This is a genomic window from Variovorax sucrosi (genome assembly GCF_051216635.1).
In the GTDB taxonomy this organism is placed as follows: domain Bacteria; phylum Pseudomonadota; class Gammaproteobacteria; order Burkholderiales; family Burkholderiaceae_C; genus Variovorax.
Genome location: NZ_JBPJZU010000004.1, coordinates 217117 through 235619, shown reverse-complemented (window position 1 = coordinate 235619; position 18503 = coordinate 217117). Strand labels below are relative to the sequence as shown.

Below are 18503 nucleotides of genomic sequence, written 5' to 3'. Positions count from 1 at the left end.
CGAGGGATCCCTTGAGACAGCGCGGGTTCAGCGCTTGCGCGAAGCGGTCTGGGCGGTGCTCTTGGCTGCGTTCACTGCGGTGGTCTGCACCGCGTTGAAGTTGGCTTCGGCGACGTCGCTGGCTTGCTTGACGGCCTTCTGGACCGATTCGAAAGCGTTGTTGGCGGCGGCAACGGCGCTCTTCATCACGGCGATGGCGGTTTCGGAGCCGGCGGGTGCGTTCTTGGCAGCACTGTCGACCAGGCCGACGAAGGCTTGTTGGGCTTCGGCGGCTTTCCCTTCGAATGCCTTGCTGAACTCTGCGCCGGTGCCTTGGGCGATGTCGTAGAGGTGGCGGCTGTAGGCCGAGGTCTTTTCAGCCAGCGGCTGGAACAGGCTGGCTTGCAGCGCGAGCAGTTCCTGGGCGTCCTTGACGCTCAGCATCGCTTGCGTGGTGCTGGCGGCTTCGCTCAGGGCGGCCTTGGAAGCGGTCACGTTCAATTCGACGAGCTTCTCGACGCCTTCGAAGGCCTTGGTGGTCAGGCCGAACAGGGTTTCGAGGTTGGCCTTTTGGGCGGCGAGGATTTGGTCAGCGGTCAGTGCCATGGTGGTAACTCCGGAGGGTTGAAAGATGGATCACGTTTGCGCTGCGCCTGTCTCGTCTATGTTGCGGTGCAGCATGGGCTTGAGTATAGGGAGCTGAGCCAGCCGATCAAGCCTTTTGGCGTGCGCACGGCCAGTTTAGAACCCGGGGTCTAAAAGGGGGTGAGCTTGTCCTGCCGCAAGGTGCTCCCGCCCGGCGCAGCCGCGCTGGCAGAATGCCGCGCCATGACGACGACGCGCCCCCGCCCCCATCGCCGCTCCGATTACCGCGCCTTCCGCAGCATCCCGACGCGCTGGGCCGACAACGACCTGTACGGCCACGTCAACAACGTCGTCTACTACGCCTGGTTCGACACCGCGGTGAATGCCCTGCTGATCGAGCGGGGCGCCCTCGACCTCCATCAGGGCGGCACCGTCGGCTTCGTGGTCGAGACCCAGTGCAACTACTTCGCGCCGCTCGCCTTCCCGCAGACGGTCGAGGCGGGGATCCGGGTTGCGCAGGCAGGCAGTTCCAGCGTGCGCTACGAGATCGCGCTCTTTGCCGAAGGCGCCGAGGCCGCGGCCGCCCAGGGCCACTTCATCCATGTCTATGTGGATCGCCAGACGCGGCGGCCGGTGCCGCTGCCGGACGCGCTGCGCGCGCTGGTGAGCGAATTGCAGGCCTGAACGCAGGCCAGGAAAGGCAAACGGCGCCCGAAGGCGCCGTCGTCGGTGAACCGCCGGAGGGCGATTTACATCTTCTTCATGGCCTTGATGTCGGCCTTGCCCTTGGACTCGTCGGCCTTGGCTTGCTTCACGCAGGCGTTCTTGGCGTCGCCGGTCTGGTCATCGCACTTTTCCTTGGCGACTTCATAGGTCATGGCCACCTTTTCTTCGGCGACCTTGCGCGCATGGCTGTCGCTGGGCTTGTACTGCTGTTCCAGTTCGGCCTTGGCCACCTTCTGCTTGCCATCGGCCTCCTTCACGCAGACGTCCTTGGCGTTGTCCTTCAGGGTGGCGCACTGGGCCTTGGCGACCTTGTGGTCGGCCTCGATCTTTTCTTTCGCGACCTTGTATTCGTCCTTCGTCAGCGCGCCGGCCTGGGCGCCGATGAAGCAGGTGGACGCGATGGCGAGCATGAGCAGATGTTTTTTCATGAGAGTTCTCCGTTGAGTCTGTTGGTGTGGTTTTGAAAAAGGGGAATGCGGGGCGGTCAGGACTTTTCGTACCAGAGCGCGGAGGGCGTGCGGCCTTCGGCACTCTCCCAGGCCTTGACCTGGGTCTCGGCTTCGTCGCGGCTGATGCCGTGGCGTTCCTGGATGCGGCCCAGCAGTTGGTCGCGCTTTCCGGCGATGACGTCGAAGTCGTCGTCCGTCAACTTGCCCCACTGCTCCTTGACCTTGCCTTTGAGCTGTTTCCAGTTGCCTTCAACCGTGTCTTTGTTCATGACGATCTCCTTCTTGAATGGATGAACCACCGGCCGGAGCGCTTCGATGCGGAAAAGCGCTGTGCTGGCGTGAAGGTACTGTAGGCAGGGGTGCGCTGAACGCGCGGTAGGACGCCCCGGGCGGGGCCCGTAGGCACAAGCCGACGGGGACCGTGATAATCGAGCGCACGCTGACCCGAGACACACGCGCAACGCACCATGATCATTCACAGCCTGCTCGACACCGACCTGTACAAGTTCACGATGATGCAGGTGGTGCTGCACCACTTCCCCGGCGCCCGGGTCGAATACCGCTTCAAGTGCCGCAATCCCGGCGTCGACCTGGCGCGCTTCGCCAGCGAGATCCGCGAAGAGGTGCGCGGCCTCTGCTCGCTGCAGTTCCGGGAGCCCGAACTCGCCTACCTGCGCTCGATGCGCTTCATCAAGAGCGACTTCGTCGACTTCCTCGGCCTGTTCCGGCTGAACGAGAAGTACATCGACATCACGCCCTTGCCTACCGGCGAACTGGACATCAGCATCAAGGGACCGTGGCTGCACACCATCCTGTTCGAGATCCCGGTGCTGGCCATCGTCAACGAGGTCTATTTCCGCAACACGCAGAAGCAGCCGAACCTGGCCGAAGGCCGCCGCCGTCTCGAAACCAAGATCGGCCAGCTGCAGGCCGAGGGCCTCTCTGACCTGAAGATCGCCGACTACGGCACCCGCCGCCGCTTCTCCAAGGAGTGGCACGAGGAGGTGCTGCGCACCCTGAGCGGCCGCCTCGGCGCCGTCACCGCGCCGGTGCAGCTGGGCGCCAAGCTGCCGCAGTTCGCCGGCACCAGCAACGTGCTCTACGCCATGAAGCTCGGCCTGATCCCGCTGGGCACCATGGCCCACGAATACCTGCAGGCCTGCCAGGCGCTCGGCCCGCGGCTGCGCGACAGCCAGGTCTTCGGCTTCGAGTCGTGGGCGCGCGAGTACCGCGGCGACTTGGGCATCGCGCTGTCCGACGTCTACGGCATGAGCGCCTTCCTGCGCGACTTCGACCTGTACTTCTGCAAGCTCTTCGACGGCGCCCGCCACGACAGCGGCGACCCGTTCCAGTGGGGCGAGCGCATGCTGGCGCACTACATCGCCAAGCGGGTCGACCCCTTGACCAAGACGCTGATTTTCAGCGACGGCCTCACCGTGCCGCGCACCATCGAGCTCTACCAGCAGTTCCGCGGCCGCTGCCAATTGGCCTTCGGCATCGGCACCAACCTCACCAACGACCTCGGCTACGAGCCGCTTCAGATCGTCATCAAGATGATCCGCTGCAACGACCAGCCGGTGGCCAAGCTGTCCGACACGCCGTCGAAGAACATGTGCGACGACGAGAAATACCTCGCCTACCTGCGGCAGGTCTTCGAGATCGCGTGACCTCTTCCCTGAAAGCGAATTGACCGATGAAGAAGGTCTTGCGCCGTTTGGCGCTGCCGGCGCTGCCCTTGCTGTCTCCGGCCCTGGCGCATGCCGCCGAGTTCGACGGCGCCCGCCTGTCGCCGCTGTGGGGCGTGCCCTTCGCCGGGCTGCTGCTCTCGATCGCGCTGATGCCGCTGCTCGCGCCGTCGTTCTGGCACCACCACTTCGGCAAGGTGGTGGCCGCCTGGGCGCTCGCGTTCCTGCTGCCCTTCGCCGCCGTCTTCGGGCCGGCGCTGGCCGGCACCCAGCTCGTGCATGCGGCGCTGGCGGAGTACATCCCTTTCATCATCCTGCTCACGGCGCTGTTCACCGTGGCCGGCGGCATCCACATCCGCGGCAACCTGCATGGCGCGCCCGGGCTCAACGTGGCGATCCTCGCGATCGGTGCAGTGCTTGCCAGCCTGATGGGCACGACCGGCGCGTCGATGTTGCTGATCCGTCCGCTGATCCGCGCCAACGACAACCGGATGCACAAGGCGCACGTGGTCGTGTTCTTCATCTTCATCGTGTCGAATGTCGGCGGCTCGCTCACGCCGCTGGGCGACCCGCCGCTGTTCCTGGGCTTCCTGAAGGGCGTGGAGTTCTTCTGGACCGCGCGCCACATCCTGCCCGGCACGCTCTTCGTGACCGGCGCGCTGCTCGCGATGTTCTGGGTCATCGATCGCCACTACTACCGCAAGGAAGGCGTGCTGCCGGTCGACCCCACGCCGGACACGCCGCGCCTGGGCTTCGACGGCGTCAGGAACTTCTGGCTGCTGGGCGCCGTGATCGCGCTGGTGCTCATGAGCGGCACCTGGAAGTCCGACGTCGTCTTCGACATCTACGGCACGCCGGTTGGCCTGCCGGGGCTGGTGCGCGATGTCGGCCTGATCGCCATCACGCTGCTGTCGCTGAAGATCACGCCCGGTGCCGTGCATGCCGACAACCAGTTCGGCTGGGGCCCGATGGCCGAGGTGGCGAAGCTCTTCGCCGGCATTTTCCTGACCATCGTGCCGGTCATCGCGATGCTCAAGGCCGGTACCCACGGGCCCTTCGGTGCGGTGGTGGCGGCGGTCACCCGGCCCGACGGCCAGCCCGACCCCGCGATGTACTTCTGGGCCACCGGCGCATTGAGTTCCTTCCTGGACAACGCGCCGACCTACCTGGTGTTCTTCAACACCGCGGGCGGCGACCCGGCCGCGCTCATGACCACCTATGCGAACACGCTGGCCGCCATCTCGGCGGGCGCCGTGTTCATGGGCGCCAACACCTACATCGGCAACGCGCCCAACCTCATGGTCAAGGCCATCGCCGAAGACCGCGGCGTGCGCATGCCCAGCTTCTTCGGCTACATGGCCTGGTCGGGCGCCTGCCTGATCCCGCTGTTCGTCGCCGTCACCTTCCTTTTCTTCCGCTGATCACAGGAGTTGCCCATGTCAAAACCTCACGTTCTTGTCACCCGTGCCGTCTTCCCTGAGACCATCGAAAAACTGAAGCAGCATTTCGAGGTGGAAGCCAATGTGGACGATGCCGACTGGTCGAGCGACGAATTGATCCGCCGCCTGCAGGGTAAGCAGGGTGCCTTCACCACCGGCAGCGTGAAGATCGACGAGGCGGTGCTCGCCGCCTGCCCGGACCTGAAGATCTGCGCCAACATGGCCGTGGGCTACAACAACTTCGACGTTGACGCGATGGCGCGCCACGGCGTGATGGCCACCAACGCGCCCGACGTGCTGACCGAGACCACCGCCGATTTCGGCTTCGCGCTGCTGATGGCGACCGCGCGGCGCATCACCGAGAGCGAGCATTTCCTGCGCCGCGGCGACTGGAAGAAGTGGCGCTACGACATGTTCGCCGGTGCCGACGTGCACGGCAGCACACTGGGCATCCTCGGCATGGGCCGCATCGGCCAGGGCATTGCACGACGCGGCGCGCTGGGCTTCGGGATGGAGGTGATCTATCACAACCGTTCGCGGCTGGACGCATCGATCGAGTCGGAGCTGAAGGCCAGCTACGTCAGCAAGGAAGAACTGCTCAAGCGCGCCGACCACCTGGTGCTGGTGCTGCCGTACTCGCCGGCGGCGCACCACGCCATCGGCGCGGCCGAGTTGAAGCAGATGAAGCCCACCGCCACGCTGGTGAACCTGGCGCGCGGCGGCATCGTCGACGACGCGGCACTGGCCGAGGCGCTGCGCAACAACACCATCGCCGCGGCCGGCCTCGACGTGTTCGAGGGCGAGCCTTCGGTCAACCCCGCGCTGCTGACCGTGCCCAATGTGGTGCTCACACCGCACATCGCCAGCGCGACCATCCCGACGCGCCGCGCCATGGCCGACCTGGCAGCCGACAACCTGATCTCCTTTCTCGGTGGCAAGGGCCCGCTGACGCCGATCGTCTCCACCAAGAAGTAACCGGACCCCGCTCACGTGTCGTCTTCCGAAATCGGACTCTGGATCCTGCTGGGCCTCGCGGCTCTCACCGTCATCCTTCTCGTTGCGCTGTTGATGCGCCGGCCCCCACCCGACCGCCACGCCGAACTGTTGGCGACCCTGGCCGACGGCACCGAGCGCAGCGAACGCGCCTTGCGGCAGGAGGTGGCCGATTCGGCGCGCAGCACGCGCCAGGAGCTGGGCCAGAACTTCGCGAGCTTCCAGGCCGCGCTGGTGCAGCAGGGGGCCGAGGCCACCCGCACCCAGAACGCGCAGATCGACGCCTTCGCGCAGCAACTCACGCTGATGCAGAAGACGCTGGCCGACACGCTCAACACGCAATTGCAGGGCCTGAGCGAATCCAACGCCCGCCGGCTGGCCGAGGTGCGCACGACGATGGAAACGCAGCTGGCGCAGCTGCAGCAGACCAACACTGCCAAGCTCGACGAGATGCGCAAGACGGTCGACGAAAAGCTGCAGAGCACGCTCGAGGCGCGGCTCGGTGAAAGCTTCAAGCAGGTGGCCGACCGGCTCGACCAGGTACACAAGGGCCTGGGTGAGATGCAGACGCTGGCCGTCGGTGTCGGCAGCCTGCAGCGGGTGCTGACCAACGTGAAGACGCGCGGCGTCTTCGGCGAGGTGCAGCTCGAGGCACTGCTCGAGCAGGTGCTGACCACCGAACAGTACGCCAAGCAGGTCGAGACCAAGCCGCGCAGCGGCCAGCGGGTCGACTTCGCGGTGCGCTTCCCCGGCCGCAGCGCTGACGGCGCGCCGGTCTGGCTGCCGATCGACGCGAAGTTTCCGCGCGACGACTACGAGCGACTCATCGACGCCCACGAGCGCGCCGATGCGTTGGCGGTGGAGATTGCCGGCAAGGCGCTCGAGGCGCGCATCCGCAGCGAGGCCAAGTCGATCGCCGACAACTACCTGGCCGCGCCGCACACCACCGATTTCGCGATCCTGTTCCTGCCGGTCGAAAGCCTTTACGCCGAAGTGCTGCGCCGCCCTGGCCTGATGGACGCGGTGCAGCGCCAGCACCGCGTGACGCTGGCCGGCCCGACCACGCTGCTGGCCATGCTCAACAGCCTGCACATGGGCTTTCGTACGCTGGCGCTGGAGCAGCAGGCGTCGGAGGTGTGGAAGGTGCTGGGCGCGGTGAAGACCGAGTTCAACCGCTTCGGCGAATGGGTCGAGCGTATCAAGGAGCAGGTCGCCAAGGCCTCCGACACGATCGACAAGGCCGACACGCGACAGCGCCAGATGCGGCGCGCGCTCAAGGGCGTTGAGGCGCTGCCCGAAGCGCAGGCGCAGGCCCTGCTGCCTGCAGTCGACACCGAGGACGACGGCGCGCCGTGAAGGGCGCAGAACTCCTCCGACTGATCGCCGCGCAGGTCTTCCTGCACGCGACCATGGCCGGCATGCGGCTGGCCACGCCGTTGCTGGCGCTGCAGCAGGGCTACAGCGCCGCGGCGGTCGGCCTGCTGATCTCGCTCTTCGCGCTCACGCAAGTCTTCCTGGCGCTGCCCGCGGGCCGCTTCGCCGATCGGCACGGACTGCGTCGGCCGCTGGCGCTGTCGGTGGTCGCGGCCTCGCTCGGCGCCGGCATCGCGCTGGTGCTGCCGTATTTCCCCGTCATGTGCCTGGCTGCGCTGCTGACCGGCGGGGCCACCGGCGCGACCGTGATCGCACTGCAACGCCATGTCGGGCGTGCCGCGCAAAGTCCCAACGACCTCAAGCGCGTGTTCAGCTGGCTGGCGATCGCGCCAGCGGCGGCGAACTTCGTCGGCCCGTTCGTGGCCGGGTTGCTCATCGACCATGCCGGGCATGTTCCCGCCGACCTGCTGTCGTACCGCGTGACCTTCGCGGTCATGGCGCTGATGCCGGTCGCCTGCTGGCTGCTGGTCCGGACGGCTCGCGAACCCGCGCCGGTGCCTCCGCCGGTCGGCGCCGCAACCACCCGGGCCTGGGATCTGCTGCGCGAACCGCTGTTCCGCCGTCTGCTGTTCGTGAACTGGTTGCAGTCGTCGAGCTGGGACGTGCATGCGTTTGTGCTGCCTATCCTCGGCCACGAGCGGGGCCTGGGGGCGTCGGTCATCGGCACGATCCTCGGCGCCTTCGCCATCGCGGCCGCAGCGGTGCGCCTGGCGCTGCCGCTGTTCGTCAACCGGACCTCGGAGCGCGGCGTGATTCTCACGTCGACGCTGGTGACCGCTTCGCTGTTCTGCGTCTATCCGCTGCTGCACTCGGCCTGGACGATGGCGCTGTGCTCGGTGGTGCTGGGCTTTTCGCTGGGCGCGGTGCAGCCGATGATCATGAGCATGCTGCACCAGATCACGCCGCACGCGCGCCATGGCGAGGCGCTCGGCTTGCGGCTGATGACCATCAACGCGTCGAGCGTTGCCATGCCGATGCTGTTCGGCGCCGCCGGCGCGGTCATCGGCATCGCCGGTGTGTTCTGGATCGTCGGCGGTGTGGTGGCCATGGGCAGCCCCACCGTCTGGAAACTCAAAGCGCGTAGAAGCGCTTGATCGCGTCCCAGGCGTCGCCGGGCGTGTCGACGTACTCGAAGAGCTTCACGTCCTCGGGCGAGATCACGCCTTCGTCGGCCAGGAAGGCGAAGTCGATCAGCCGCTTCCAGTAGTCGGAGCCGTACAGCACGATCGGCACCTGCTTGGCCTTGCGCGTCTGCACCAGGGTGACCACCTCGAACAGCTCGTCGAGCGTGCCGAAGCCGCCGGGGAAGGCCACCAGCGCCTTCGCACGCATCATGAAATGCATCTTGCGGATGGCGAAGTAGTGGAACTTGAAGCTCAGCGCCGGCGTGACGTAGGGGTTGGGCTCTTCTTCCATCGGCAGCGCGATGGCCAGGCCGATGTTGAGGCCGCCACCTTCGTAGGAGCCGCGGTTGGCCGCCTGCATGATGCCCGGGCCGCCGCCGGTGCAGATGAAGAGCTTGTCCGCCGGCTCCTTGTCGTCGCTGTACTGGGCCACCATCTTGCCGAAGGCCCGTGCCTGCTCGTAGTAGTGCGCGTTGCGTGCGAGCTTCTGCCAGCGCTGCGATGCGGCAGCGTCGCCCGCGGCCTCGGCCTGGGCGATCAGGGCGCGGGTCTCTTCCTCGCTGCGGAAGCGCGCACTGCCGAACACGACGACCGTGTTCTCGATGCCGTGCTCGCGCATCTGCAGGTCGGGCTTCATCAGCTCCAACTGCATGCGCAGGCCGCGGGTTTCACGGCGCGACAGGAATTCAGGGTCGGCGAAGGCCAGGCGGGATGGGTCGCGATCCAGCGGCAGCCCCTTGTCCGAATGCGCCTGGAGGGTGGCCCAGGCATCGGCCAGGCGCTTGTCGTGGAGATTGTGGGTCTTGCTGTTCATGCGGTGCTCCTGAGCAATCTTCGGGCCGAAAAGGTGCGGCGCCAACAAAAAAGGCTCCGTCAGGAGCCTTGGTGGTGTGCAGGTCGCTCAGACGCGCTTGCGGTATTCACCCGTGCGGGTGTCGATTTCGATCTTGTCGCCCTGCGCGACGAAGAGCGGCACCGGCACTTCGAAACCGGTAGCGATCTTGGCCGGCTTGAGCACCTTGCCGGACGTGTCGCCCTTGACGGCGGGTTCGGTCCAGGTGATTTCGCGCTCGACGCTGGTCGGCAGTTCGACCGAGATGGCCTTGCCTTCGTAGAACACCACTTCGACGGCCATGCCGTCTTCGAGGTAGTTCAGCGCGTCGCCCATGTTCTCGGCTTCGACTTCGTACTGGTTGTACTCGCTGTCCATGCAGACATACAGCGGGTCGGCGAAGTAGGAATAGGTGCAGTCCTTCTTCTCGAGCACGATCTGGTCGATCTTGTCGTCGGCCTTGAAGACCACTTCGGTGTTGAAGTTGGCCACCAGGCTCTTCATCTTCATGCGCACGGTGGCGGAATTGCGGCCACCGCGGCTGTATTCGGTCTTGAGGACGACCATCGGGTCCTTGCCGTGCATGATCACGTTGCCGGCGCGGATTTCTTGAGCGATTTTCATAACGTTGTCTGGCTGGTTGGCCGCTGCGCGCGGCAGGCCGTGGCGCTATTGCAGTTCTGCCGGTTCGAGAACGAATTCCCGAAATTGCAGTTGAAAAGCGGCGGCAAATTTTGGATAGCCAGCGATTTTAGCGGTTTTCGCAAGGCCAGGCCAAATCGGGCAGACTTCGGTGCGTGATGAACGACGCTCTCAACGGCATCGCGGCCGCCCTGGTAGCCGCCCGCCGCAGCGGCATCGCCGCCGATGAAACCCCCTGGCACGACACGGCCCTGTCGCCGGACGACATCTGCGCGCTGCAGGACCGCGTGGCCGCCGAACTCGGCTGGGATGCGGACCCGGCCGCGCCGAGCACCTGGAAGGGCGGCGGTCCGACGACCACTTCGTTCGCCACCTTCGCGCGTATCCCTGAGTCCTTCGTACTGGCCTCGCCCGGACGCCTCGAAGCGAAGAACTTTCACCGCCTCGGCATCGAGATCGAAGTCGCGTTCCGTCTTGCGCGTGACGTCAGCGCGCCCGACCTCGCCGCCCGCGCCGTGCAAGCGCCCGAGGCGTTGTTCGACGCCATGACCGTCTCCATCGAACTGGTCGACTTCCGCTGGCAGGGCGCCGACCAGGCCCCCGCGCCGCTGCGCCAGGTCGACCTGCAGTCGAATGGCGCCCTGGTGCTGGGCGACTGGGTGCCGATCCGGTCCGTCGACTGGGCGGCGCAGGCCGCCAGCCTGCAGGTCGATGGCAAGGAAGTCGGCCGCTACCGGGGCGCGCACCCGTGCGGGGACCCGATGTGGATGGCGCAGCAGTGGCTGCAGCACGCGGTGGCGCGCCATGACCGCCTGGCGGCGGGCAGCGTGCTCACCACCGGTTCGTGGTGCGGCATGGTCTGGCTCGATGGGCCGGCCACCGTGCGAGCATCTTTCGATGGCATCGGCACGGCGACGCTCACCTTGGCTTAGGGCCGCGCTTCCCGGGGGCCGTGCCTTACCGCGAAGCGCACCAGCTGGCTGGCAAGGTCGTCCTGGGCCTGCAGCCGGGCTCGTGCCTGTGTCGCCGCCTCTTGCCATGCCGCGCGCGTGCCGTCGTCCGGCCACGCGAGCGGCCCATCGGACGCATCGTTCCAGGCCAGATGGAAGGCGCGCCAACTCGTCGGCGCTTCGATCACGTCGAGGAAGGCGTGCAGCTTGACGTGGTGCGCATCGTCGTCCTGCGGATAGATCTGCCAGGCAAAGGGCCGACCGGCCCAGAGCGCACGGACGATCGAATCTTCGCCGCGCACGAAATTGAAGTCGCAGCTCCAGAGCAACTCGTCGTACTGCTGTTGCGGGAGCAATGGCAGGAAGTCGAGCGCGGGCAACGGCGCGGTGCCCGGCAGGGATGCAAGCGCCGCCTGCACCGCTGACGTCGCACGCCCGGCGGTCACCAGCAAGCGCACCGGTGTCGGCGACGCGCCCAGTTGCTGCAGCAGGCGCGGCAGGGCGCGCGGTTCATAACAGAAGAGCGAGACCAGCCGTTCACCCTGGAAGTCGATGCCGTGCCGCGCCAGCCACGCCTTCCGGTCGAAGGCCGCCTGGTGCACGGACAGGTTCGGCTCGCGCAGCAGGCCGCCGGTGGCCGGGCTGAAGCCGGGATAGAAGAAATGCTTGGTCAGCCCTTCGCCGGGCCCCTGGAAGACCGGCGAGGGCAGGCCGTGCAGACGCGCCACATACGGCTCGGCCGACAGGTATTCCAGGTTGATCCACGGCCGGCGCGCGTGGCGCGCGACCTCGGCAAAACGCGCCAGCAGCGCGGCGGCCGGGTCGCAGCCGAAGGCCTCGATCAGCACGTCCGGCAGCGGATCGCGCGTGGCGGCCTCGGCAACGATGGTCGGGTCGGACCAGGGCACCACGCTCACGTTGTCGGCGCCCCCGGGCGCGAGCCAGGCGAGGGCCGACGGGTCGTCGACCCACAGCCGCACCGGCATGCCGCGCCGGCCCAGCTCACGCGCCAGCCGCCAGCAGACGGCGATGTCGCCGAAGTTGTCGATGACCTTGCAGAAGATGTCCCAGCGCATGTTTGCCTCGCCATGAAAAAGCCCCGACGGCCTCACGGCCACCGGGGCTTGACGGCACCGAGCCGGCGCGCTGGCGTCAGGGCGTGAAAGTATCGCCGAGCACGATGCCTTCGCGGCGCGGGTCGGCGCCGCCGGTGAGCACCAGGCCTCCGCTCGCCGGCTTGCGGATGATGGTGCTGATGCCGCTCGACTGGGAACCGGTCGCCACCGTGTGGCCGAGCGCACGCAGGCCGAGGATGAGCGGGTCGTTGTTGCCGCCGTTCGTGATGTCCACGTTCGGATGCTCGCCGCCCACGTTGGTGGTCGGGCTGTTGGTCGCACCGAAGTCGACCAACGAGGTCGCCTGCTGTGCATCGAGGCCCCAGTCCAGGGCGCCCACGACGGTCTTCACCACGTACTGGATGATGGTGCCGCCGCCCGGCGAGCCGGTGGCCATCAGGAAGTCGCCCGGCTGGTTGCCGTTGAACACCAGCGTCGGTGCCATCGTGCTGCGTGGCCGCTTGCCCGGCGCGACGCGGTTGGCGACCGGTGCACTCGTGACCGGATCGATCGGGTTGGCGCTGAAGTCGGTCAACTGGTTGTTCAGCATGATGCCGTGGCTCATGTGGTAGGAGCCCAGCGTCGATTCGACCGTGGTGGTCATCGAGGCCACGTTGCCTTCCTTGTCGACGATCGAGTAATGCGTCGTGCCCTGTTCGACCGTCTTGTCGATGCCGACCGGTGGCACGCCGAAGTCGCCGGCCACCGCGGTGCCCATGCTCTTGCTGAAGTCGATCAGGTTGGCGCGCGAACGCATGTAGGTCTTGTTGAGCAGCGTGTCGGCACTGCCGCCGGGCAGCGGCACGAAGTCGGTGTCGGCCACGTACTTGTCGCGGTCGGCATAGGCCAGGCGCTCGGCCTCGGCCACCAGGTGCACCCCCATCACCGACGGCTTGCCGCCTTCGAGGTCGACCTGCGACGGTGCATGCAGGCCCATGTTGAAGTTCTCCAGGATGCCCAGGGTCGACAGCACGCCGATGCCACCCGAGGACGGCGGCGACATGCTGCACACGTAGTAGGCCCGGTAGGTGGTGCAGACCGGCTCGCGGCGCATCGGCTTGTAGTTCTTCAGGTCGGCCAGCGTGGTCTTGCCGGGCGTGATGACCGAGCCGTCGGCGCCGGTCGTGATCTGGATCTTGGCGACGATGTCCTCGGCGATCTTGCCGGTGTACATCGCATCGGCGCCCTGGCTGGCCATCGCCTTCAGCACGTCGGCGTAGGCCGGGTTGGTGAGCGTCGTGCCCAGCGGCTTCGGGTTGCCCGACGCGTCGAGGAAATAGGCGGCCGCCTCGGCGTCGCGCTTGAGGTTGGACGCCGACGAGGCGATCGCTGCCGCCATGCGACCGCCGACCTTGAAGCCGTCGCTGGCCAGCCGGGTGCCTTCGCCGAACAGGTCTTTCCAGGGCAGCTTGCCGTGGTCGCCGTGCGCCATCTCGAGCATGCGCATCACGCCGGGGGTGCCGATCGAGCGGCCGCTGGCACGCGCGTTGGGCTTGGGCAGCGTCTGGTCGGTCGTGTCGTCGACGTAGCGCAGGTAGTTGGCGGTGGCGGCGGCCGGTGCGGTCTCGCGGCCGTCGTAGGCCTGCACCTTTTTGGTCTTGGCGTCGTAGTAGAGCATGAAGGCGCCACCCGCGAGGCTGCTCGACTGCGGCTCGACCAGACCGAGCACGGCCTGCACCGCGATGGCGGCATCGGCGGCGCTGCCGCCGGCCTTGAGCACGTCGCAGCCGGCCTTGGTGGCGAGCGGATGGTTCGCGACCACCATGAAGGTCTTGGCCGTGACGACCTTGTGGCCGACGACGTAGCCGGACGCCGGCTCCGGTGCGGCCGGGTCACCGGCGTCGCCGGAACCGACCACCACCGGCGTGGCGGTGGTGCTGGTGAGGCAGCTGTTGTCGACCGCAACCGGCGGTGGCGTGGGGGTGGGGGTGGGGGTGGCCGGGGCGCTTCCGTTGTCAGAGCCGCCGCCACAGGCGAGCAGCGTGAGGGCCAGGACGGTCGGACTCAGGGCCCTCCAGGGCAGGTTTCTTTTCATAAGCGTTATCGAGTTGTTATCGTTGAAAAACCGTGCAGGACTGCAGGCCCGTCGAGTGGAGCACATGCCGTGCCAGCTGGGCGTTGTCCGGTGCCAGCGGGGGCGACGCGGCCCGCGAGACAATGGGCGCCATGTCCGACGTGCATTCCGATCAACTGCTCAGCGAAGTCGCAGCCCTGCCCAACCTGCCCGGCGTCTACCGCTATTTCGACGCGGCGGGCGCCGTGCTCTATGTGGGCAAGGCACGCAACCTGAAGAAGCGGGTCGCCAACTACTTTCAGAAGAGCCACGGCGGCACCCGCATCGGCCACATGATCAGCAAGATCGTGCGCATGGAGACCACGGTGGTGCGCTCCGAGGCCGAAGCGCTGCTGCTCGAGAACAACCTCATCAAGAGCCTCAAGCCGCGCTACAACATCCTGTTTCGCGACGACAAGAGCTATCCGTACCTGAAGATCGCCGCGCACACCTTCCCGCGGCTGGCCTACTACCGCGGCGCGACCGACCGCAAGCACCGCTACTTCGGCCCGTACCCGAGCGCCTGGGCGGTCAAGGAGTCGATCCAGCTGCTGCAGAAGGTGTTCAAGCTGCGCACCTGCGAGGACACGGTGTACGCCAACCGCACCCGGCCCTGTCTGCTCTACCAGATCAAGCGCTGCACCGGGCCGTGCGTCGGCTACATCACGCCCGAGGCCTATGCGCAGGACGTGGCGAACGCCGAGGCCTTCCTCATGGGCGACACGCAGGTGGTGCTGAGCCAACTGGAGGCCCGCATGACGATGCATGCCGAGAAGCTCGAATTCGAGCAGGCGGCCGAGCTGCGCAACCAGATGTCGGCGCTGTCGCGCGTGCTGCACCAGCAGTCGATCGAGATCGCTTCCGACAAGGACGTCGACATCCTGGCGGTGCAGGTGCAGGGCGGGCGGGCCTGCGTCAACCTGGCGATGGTGCGTGGCGGCCGGCACCTGGGCGACAGGGCCTACTTTCCGGTGCATGTCGACGATGCCGCGCAGATGCACGACAGCGAGCGCGAATCGGAAGAGGGCACCGATCAGCTGTCGGTCGAGTCGCAGGTGCTCGAGGCCTTTATCGCGCAGCACTACATCGACGTGGCCGTGCCCGCCACGCTGGTGCTGAGCGAGCAGGTCGGCCGCGAACTGATCGAGGCCGTGTCGCAGCAATCGGGCACACGCATCACCGCGGTCTTCCAGCCGCGCGAACAGCGCCGCCACTGGTTGGAGATGGCGCAGAAGAACGCGCAGCTGCAACTGGCGCGGCTGCTGGCCGAAGAGGGCTCGCAGCAGGCGCGCACGCGCGCGCTGGTCGACGCGCTCGAGCTGGCGCCCGACGAGCTCGACAACTTCCGCGTCGAGTGCTTCGACATCTCGCACACCGCCGGCGAGGCGACGCAGGCGTCGTGCGTGGTGTTCGAGCACCATGCCATGCAGAACCGCGAATACCGCCGCTACAACATCGACGGCATCACGCCGGGCGACGACTACGCGGCGATGCGCCAGGTGCTGCACCGCCGCTATGGCAAGCTGGCCGAGGCGATCGCCGCAGAGACCGATGCACCGCCGCCCGGCGATGCGGAAGGGGCCGGCAGCGATGCGCCGCCCGCCACCAAGGCCGCGCGCATGCCCGACCTGGTGCTGGTCGACGGCGGCAAGGGCCAGGTGTCGATGGCGCGCGAGGTGTTCGGCGAACTGGGCCTGCCGCTGTCGCTGATCGTCGGCGTCGAAAAGGGCGAGGGCCGCAAGGTCGGCCTGGAAGAACTGGTGTTCGCCGATGGCCGCGAGAAGGTGTACCTCGGCCGCGATTCGGCCGCACTGATGCTGGTCGCGCAGATTCGCGACGAGGCCCACCGCTTCGCCATCACCGGCATGCGGGCCAAGCGCGCGAAGGTGCGGGTCGGCGGCAGCCAGCTCGAGGACATTCCCGGGATCGGACCGAAGCGGCGGGCGCGATTGCTGCAGCGTTTCGGCGGCATCCGCGGCGTGGCGGCGGCGAGCGTTGAGGACATCGCCTCGGTCGAGGGCATCGCTGCCGACCTGGCCGAAGAGATCTACCGCGCGCTGCACTGAGGGGCTGCGCCGTAGGCCGGTTCCTTCATGGGGCCATGCCACAATCACTCGCATGTTCTGGACGCTCCCCACCATCATGACCTGGACGCGCATCGTCGCGATCCCGCTGATCGTGGGTGTGTTCTACCTGCCGATCGCCGAGCCGATGCGCAACCTCATCGCGACGGTGATGTTCATCGTGTTCGCGGCCACCGACTGGCTCGACGGCTTCCTGGCACGCAAGCTCAATCAGACCTCCGCCTTCGGCGCCTTCCTCGACCCGGTGGCCGACAAGTTCCTGGTCTGCGCTTCGTTGCTGGTGCTGGTGCACCTGAACCGCGCCGACGTGTTCGTGGCGCTCATCATCATCGGCCGCGAGATCGCCATTTCGGCCCTGCGCGAGTGGATGGCGCAGATCGGTGCCGGCAAAAGCGTGGCGGTGCACATGATCGGCAAGGTCAAGACCGTGGTGCAGATGGTGGCCATTCCCTTCCTGCTGTTCGACGGTCGGCTGTTCGATGCCATCGACACCGGCGCCTGGGGCCAGTGGCTGATCTGGCTGTCGGCGGTGCTCACCGTCTGGTCGATGGTCTATTACCTGCAGAAAGCCATCCCGGAGATCCGGGCGCGCGCGAAATGAACGCGCCGGCCCGCCACGCGGGCTGGCTTCGCGTCATGCCCGCCGTCTTCGTGCTCATCTGGAGCACCGGCTTCATCGTGGCGCGCTACGGCATGCCGTACGCGCCCCCGCTCAAGTTCCTGGCGGTGCGCTATGCGCTGTCCTTCATCGCCTTCGCGGCCTGGGCGCTGATCGCGCGCGTCGCCTGGCCGACCACCCGCGCGCAGTGGGGTCACCTGGCAGTCACCGGCATCCTGGTGCAGGCCGGCTACCTGGCCGGTGTGTGGGGCGCCGTGCGTGCGGGCATGGGCTCGGGGCTGGTGGCGCTGATGGTCGGTCTGCAACCGGTGCTCACCGGCGTGTGGCTGTCGCTGCGGGGCGGGCGCATCACCGGCCACCAGTGGGCCGGGCTGCTGCTGGGTTTCACCGGCCTGGTGCTGGTGGTGTCGCGCAAGTTCGGCGACAGCGGCGAAGTGAGTCCGCAGACCCTGTCGCTGGCCGTGGCCGCGCTGCTGTCGATCACCGCCGGCACGCTGTACCAGAAGCGCTTCGTGGCGCCCTGCGATGTGCGCAGCGCGAGCCTGGTGCAGTTCGCGGCGGCAGTGGCCGTCACCGCGCCCTTCGCCACGATGGAGGCCGCGCCCATCGTGTGGAACACCCATTCGGCCGGGGCCATGGCGTGGTCGGTGCTGGTGCTGTCTTTGGGCGGGAGTTCGCTGTTCTACATCCTGATCCAGCGAGGCTCGGCCGCCGCGGTGACGAGCCTGCTGTACCTCGTGCCACCGACCACCGCGGTCATGGCCTGGCTGCTGTTCTCCGAATCGATCACTGCCTTGACGCTCCTCGGCACGGCCGTGACCGCGGCGGGCGTGGCGCTGGTGGTGCGCGATCAGCGCCGGCCCTAGCCGGGCTTCCAGGGCTCGCCGCGAAACTGCTCGGCCAGGAAGTCCACCAGCAGGCGCACACGGCGCGGCACCTTCGGTCGCCAGGGCGCGATCCAGTGAATGTCGGCGTCGGGCATCGCGTACTGCGGCAGCACGCGTCGTAGTTCGCCCGACGCGAGCTGCGGTGCGATGTCCCACAGGCTGCGCAGCATGATGCCGCGGCCGGCCAGGCACCAGTCGCGCACCATCTCGCCGGAATTGCTCGACAGCGGGCCCTGAATGCGGACCCGAACCAACGCGCTGTCCTTGTCGTGCTTGAGCACCCAGTGGGCATGGCCGGCGCTATGCGCCTCCGCGTTCTCGTGCACGACCAGGCAGGCATGGCTGGTGAGGTCGGCCGGTTCGCGCGGCGTGCCGTGCCGGCCCAGGTAGTCCGGTGATGCGACGACGACGCGCTGGTTGCGCGCGAGTCGCCGCGCGGTCCATTGCGAACTGCGCGCGCCCTGCACCGACCACAGCCACACGGCACCGTCATAGCCGTCGGCGCCCAGGTCCGGCAGGCGCTCGGTCAGTTGCAGGTCGATCTGGAGGGCCGGGTGGCGCTGCTGGAAATCGGCCAGCGCCGGGCCGAGCCATCGCCGGCCGAAACCCAACGTGGCGGCGATGCGCAGGCGGCCGCGCAGAGCGGTCTGGCGGTCGCTCAAATCGGCTTCGAGCGCCGCGAAGCCTTCGAGCAGTTTCTCCGCATGCAGACAGACCGCTTCGCCTTCCGGTGTGAGGTGCAGCCGCCGCGTGGTGCGCTCGAACAGCCGCTGCCCCAGGCGTGCTTCGAGCGCCGCGAGTCGCTTGGTCACGACCGAGGGCGCGACGCCGAGGGAGGCCGCGGCGGCGGACAGGCTGCCGCGCCGGCGCACCGTGGTGACTAGTTCGAGATCGGCGCGTTCCATTC

Annotated in this window: 19 protein-coding genes; 11 read left to right on the top strand and 8 right to left on the bottom strand. The window is 67.4% G+C overall.

Annotated features, from left to right (window positions below; genetic code table 11):
- Window positions 1–27: 27 nt before the first annotated feature.
- Window positions 28–585, bottom strand: a complete 558-nt coding sequence (locus ACSFBE_RS10005) for a phasin family protein (RefSeq protein WP_435490221.1) — start codon at window positions 583–585, stop codon at window positions 28–30.
- Window positions 586–807: 222 nt separating this feature from the next.
- On the opposite strand from ACSFBE_RS10005, the gene ACSFBE_RS10000 reads away from it, so the two are divergent.
- Window positions 808–1248: an acyl-CoA thioesterase gene (locus tag ACSFBE_RS10000; protein ID WP_435490220.1), complete on the top strand. Its 441-nt coding sequence runs from the start codon at window positions 808–810 to the stop codon at window positions 1246–1248.
- 65 nt (window positions 1249–1313) lie between these two features.
- On the opposite strand, the gene ACSFBE_RS09995 is transcribed toward ACSFBE_RS10000, so the two are convergent.
- Together ACSFBE_RS09995 and ACSFBE_RS09990 are read right to left on the bottom strand one after the other, a co-directional pair.
- Complete coding sequence (locus ACSFBE_RS09995) at window positions 1314–1718, bottom strand: hypothetical protein (RefSeq protein ID WP_435490219.1); 405 nt, start codon at window positions 1716–1718, stop codon at window positions 1314–1316.
- Window positions 1719–1774: 56 nt separating this feature from the next.
- Window positions 1775–2008, bottom strand: a complete 234-nt coding sequence (locus tag ACSFBE_RS09990; RefSeq protein WP_435490218.1) for a CsbD family protein — start codon at window positions 2006–2008, stop codon at window positions 1775–1777.
- Between the two features lie 198 nt (window positions 2009–2206).
- Between ACSFBE_RS09990 and pncB the strand changes: the two genes are divergently transcribed.
- The 5 genes from pncB (at window position 2207) to ACSFBE_RS09965 (ending at window position 8384) form a co-directional block, all read left to right on the top strand.
- On the top strand, window positions 2207–3406 hold the full coding sequence (gene pncB / locus ACSFBE_RS09985; RefSeq protein ID WP_435490217.1) for a nicotinate phosphoribosyltransferase: 1200 nt from the start codon (window positions 2207–2209) through the stop codon (window positions 3404–3406).
- 26 nt (window positions 3407–3432) lie between these two features.
- Complete coding sequence (locus ACSFBE_RS09980; protein WP_435490216.1) at window positions 3433–4845, top strand: sodium:proton antiporter; 1413 nt, start codon at window positions 3433–3435, stop codon at window positions 4843–4845.
- Window positions 4846–4860: 15 nt separating this feature from the next.
- Complete coding sequence (locus ACSFBE_RS09975) at window positions 4861–5838, top strand: 2-hydroxyacid dehydrogenase (RefSeq protein ID WP_435490215.1); 978 nt, start codon at window positions 4861–4863, stop codon at window positions 5836–5838.
- 93 nt (window positions 5839–5931) lie between these two features.
- Window positions 5932–7212, top strand: coding sequence for a DNA recombination protein RmuC (locus ACSFBE_RS09970; protein ID WP_435490387.1), 1281 nt, complete (start codon window positions 5932–5934; stop codon window positions 7210–7212).
- Entirely contained in the window at window positions 7209–8384 is a 1176-nt protein-coding gene (locus tag ACSFBE_RS09965) for an MFS transporter (protein WP_435490214.1), read from the top strand. Before ACSFBE_RS09970 ends, ACSFBE_RS09965 begins: the two co-directional genes overlap by 4 nt.
- Here ACSFBE_RS09965 and ACSFBE_RS09960 read toward each other — a convergent pair.
- Entirely contained in the window at window positions 8362–9228 is an 867-nt protein-coding gene (locus tag ACSFBE_RS09960) for an LOG family protein (RefSeq protein ID WP_435490213.1), read from the bottom strand. The genes ACSFBE_RS09965 and ACSFBE_RS09960 overlap by 23 nt on opposite strands.
- Before the next feature lie 87 nt (window positions 9229–9315).
- Entirely contained in the window at window positions 9316–9870 is a 555-nt protein-coding gene (efp, locus tag ACSFBE_RS09955) for an elongation factor P (RefSeq protein ID WP_435490212.1), read from the bottom strand.
- Here efp and ACSFBE_RS09950 point away from each other — a divergent pair.
- Window positions 9856–10047, top strand: coding sequence for a hypothetical protein (locus ACSFBE_RS09950; RefSeq protein ID WP_435490211.1), 192 nt, complete (start codon window positions 9856–9858; stop codon window positions 10045–10047). The genes efp and ACSFBE_RS09950 overlap by 15 nt on opposite strands.
- Window positions 10047–10820 carry a fumarylacetoacetate hydrolase family protein gene (locus ACSFBE_RS09945; RefSeq protein ID WP_435490210.1) on the top strand — a complete coding sequence of 258 codons (774 nt, stop codon included), beginning with the start codon at window positions 10047–10049 and terminating at the stop codon, window positions 10818–10820. The genes ACSFBE_RS09950 and ACSFBE_RS09945 overlap by 1 nt, the downstream gene beginning before the upstream one ends.
- Here the strand turns inward: ACSFBE_RS09945 and earP are convergent.
- On the bottom strand, window positions 10817–11914 hold the full coding sequence (gene earP, locus ACSFBE_RS09940; protein WP_435490209.1) for an elongation factor P maturation arginine rhamnosyltransferase EarP: 1098 nt from the start codon (window positions 11912–11914) through the stop codon (window positions 10817–10819). The two genes, ACSFBE_RS09945 and earP, sit on opposite strands and share 4 nt — an antisense overlap.
- Before the next feature lie 76 nt (window positions 11915–11990).
- Window positions 11991–13988 carry a gamma-glutamyltransferase family protein gene (locus ACSFBE_RS09935; RefSeq protein ID WP_435490208.1) on the bottom strand — a complete coding sequence of 666 codons (1998 nt, stop codon included), beginning with the start codon at window positions 13986–13988 and terminating at the stop codon, window positions 11991–11993.
- A gap of 131 nt (window positions 13989–14119) precedes the next feature.
- Between ACSFBE_RS09935 and uvrC the strand changes: the two genes are divergently transcribed.
- The 3 genes from uvrC to ACSFBE_RS09920 are packed head-to-tail and all read left to right on the top strand — an operon-like array spanning window position 14120 to window position 17575.
- Window positions 14120–16072 (top strand): excinuclease ABC subunit UvrC, encoded by a 1953-nt coding sequence (gene uvrC, locus ACSFBE_RS09930; RefSeq protein WP_435490207.1) that lies wholly within the window; start codon window positions 14120–14122, stop codon window positions 16070–16072.
- 52 nt (window positions 16073–16124) lie between these two features.
- A complete protein-coding gene (gene pgsA, locus ACSFBE_RS09925) occupies window positions 16125–16691 on the top strand; it encodes a CDP-diacylglycerol--glycerol-3-phosphate 3-phosphatidyltransferase (protein ID WP_435490206.1) in 567 nt (188 codons plus the stop codon).
- Between the two features lie 35 nt (window positions 16692–16726).
- Window positions 16727–17575: a DMT family transporter gene (locus ACSFBE_RS09920; protein WP_435490205.1), complete on the top strand. Its 849-nt coding sequence runs from the start codon at window positions 16727–16729 to the stop codon at window positions 17573–17575.
- On the opposite strand, the gene ACSFBE_RS09915 is transcribed toward ACSFBE_RS09920, so the two are convergent.
- On the bottom strand, window positions 17572–18501 hold the full coding sequence (locus ACSFBE_RS09915) for a LysR family transcriptional regulator (protein ID WP_435490204.1): 930 nt from the start codon (window positions 18499–18501) through the stop codon (window positions 17572–17574). The genes ACSFBE_RS09920 and ACSFBE_RS09915 overlap by 4 nt on opposite strands.
- Window positions 18502–18503: the final 2 nt, after the last annotated feature.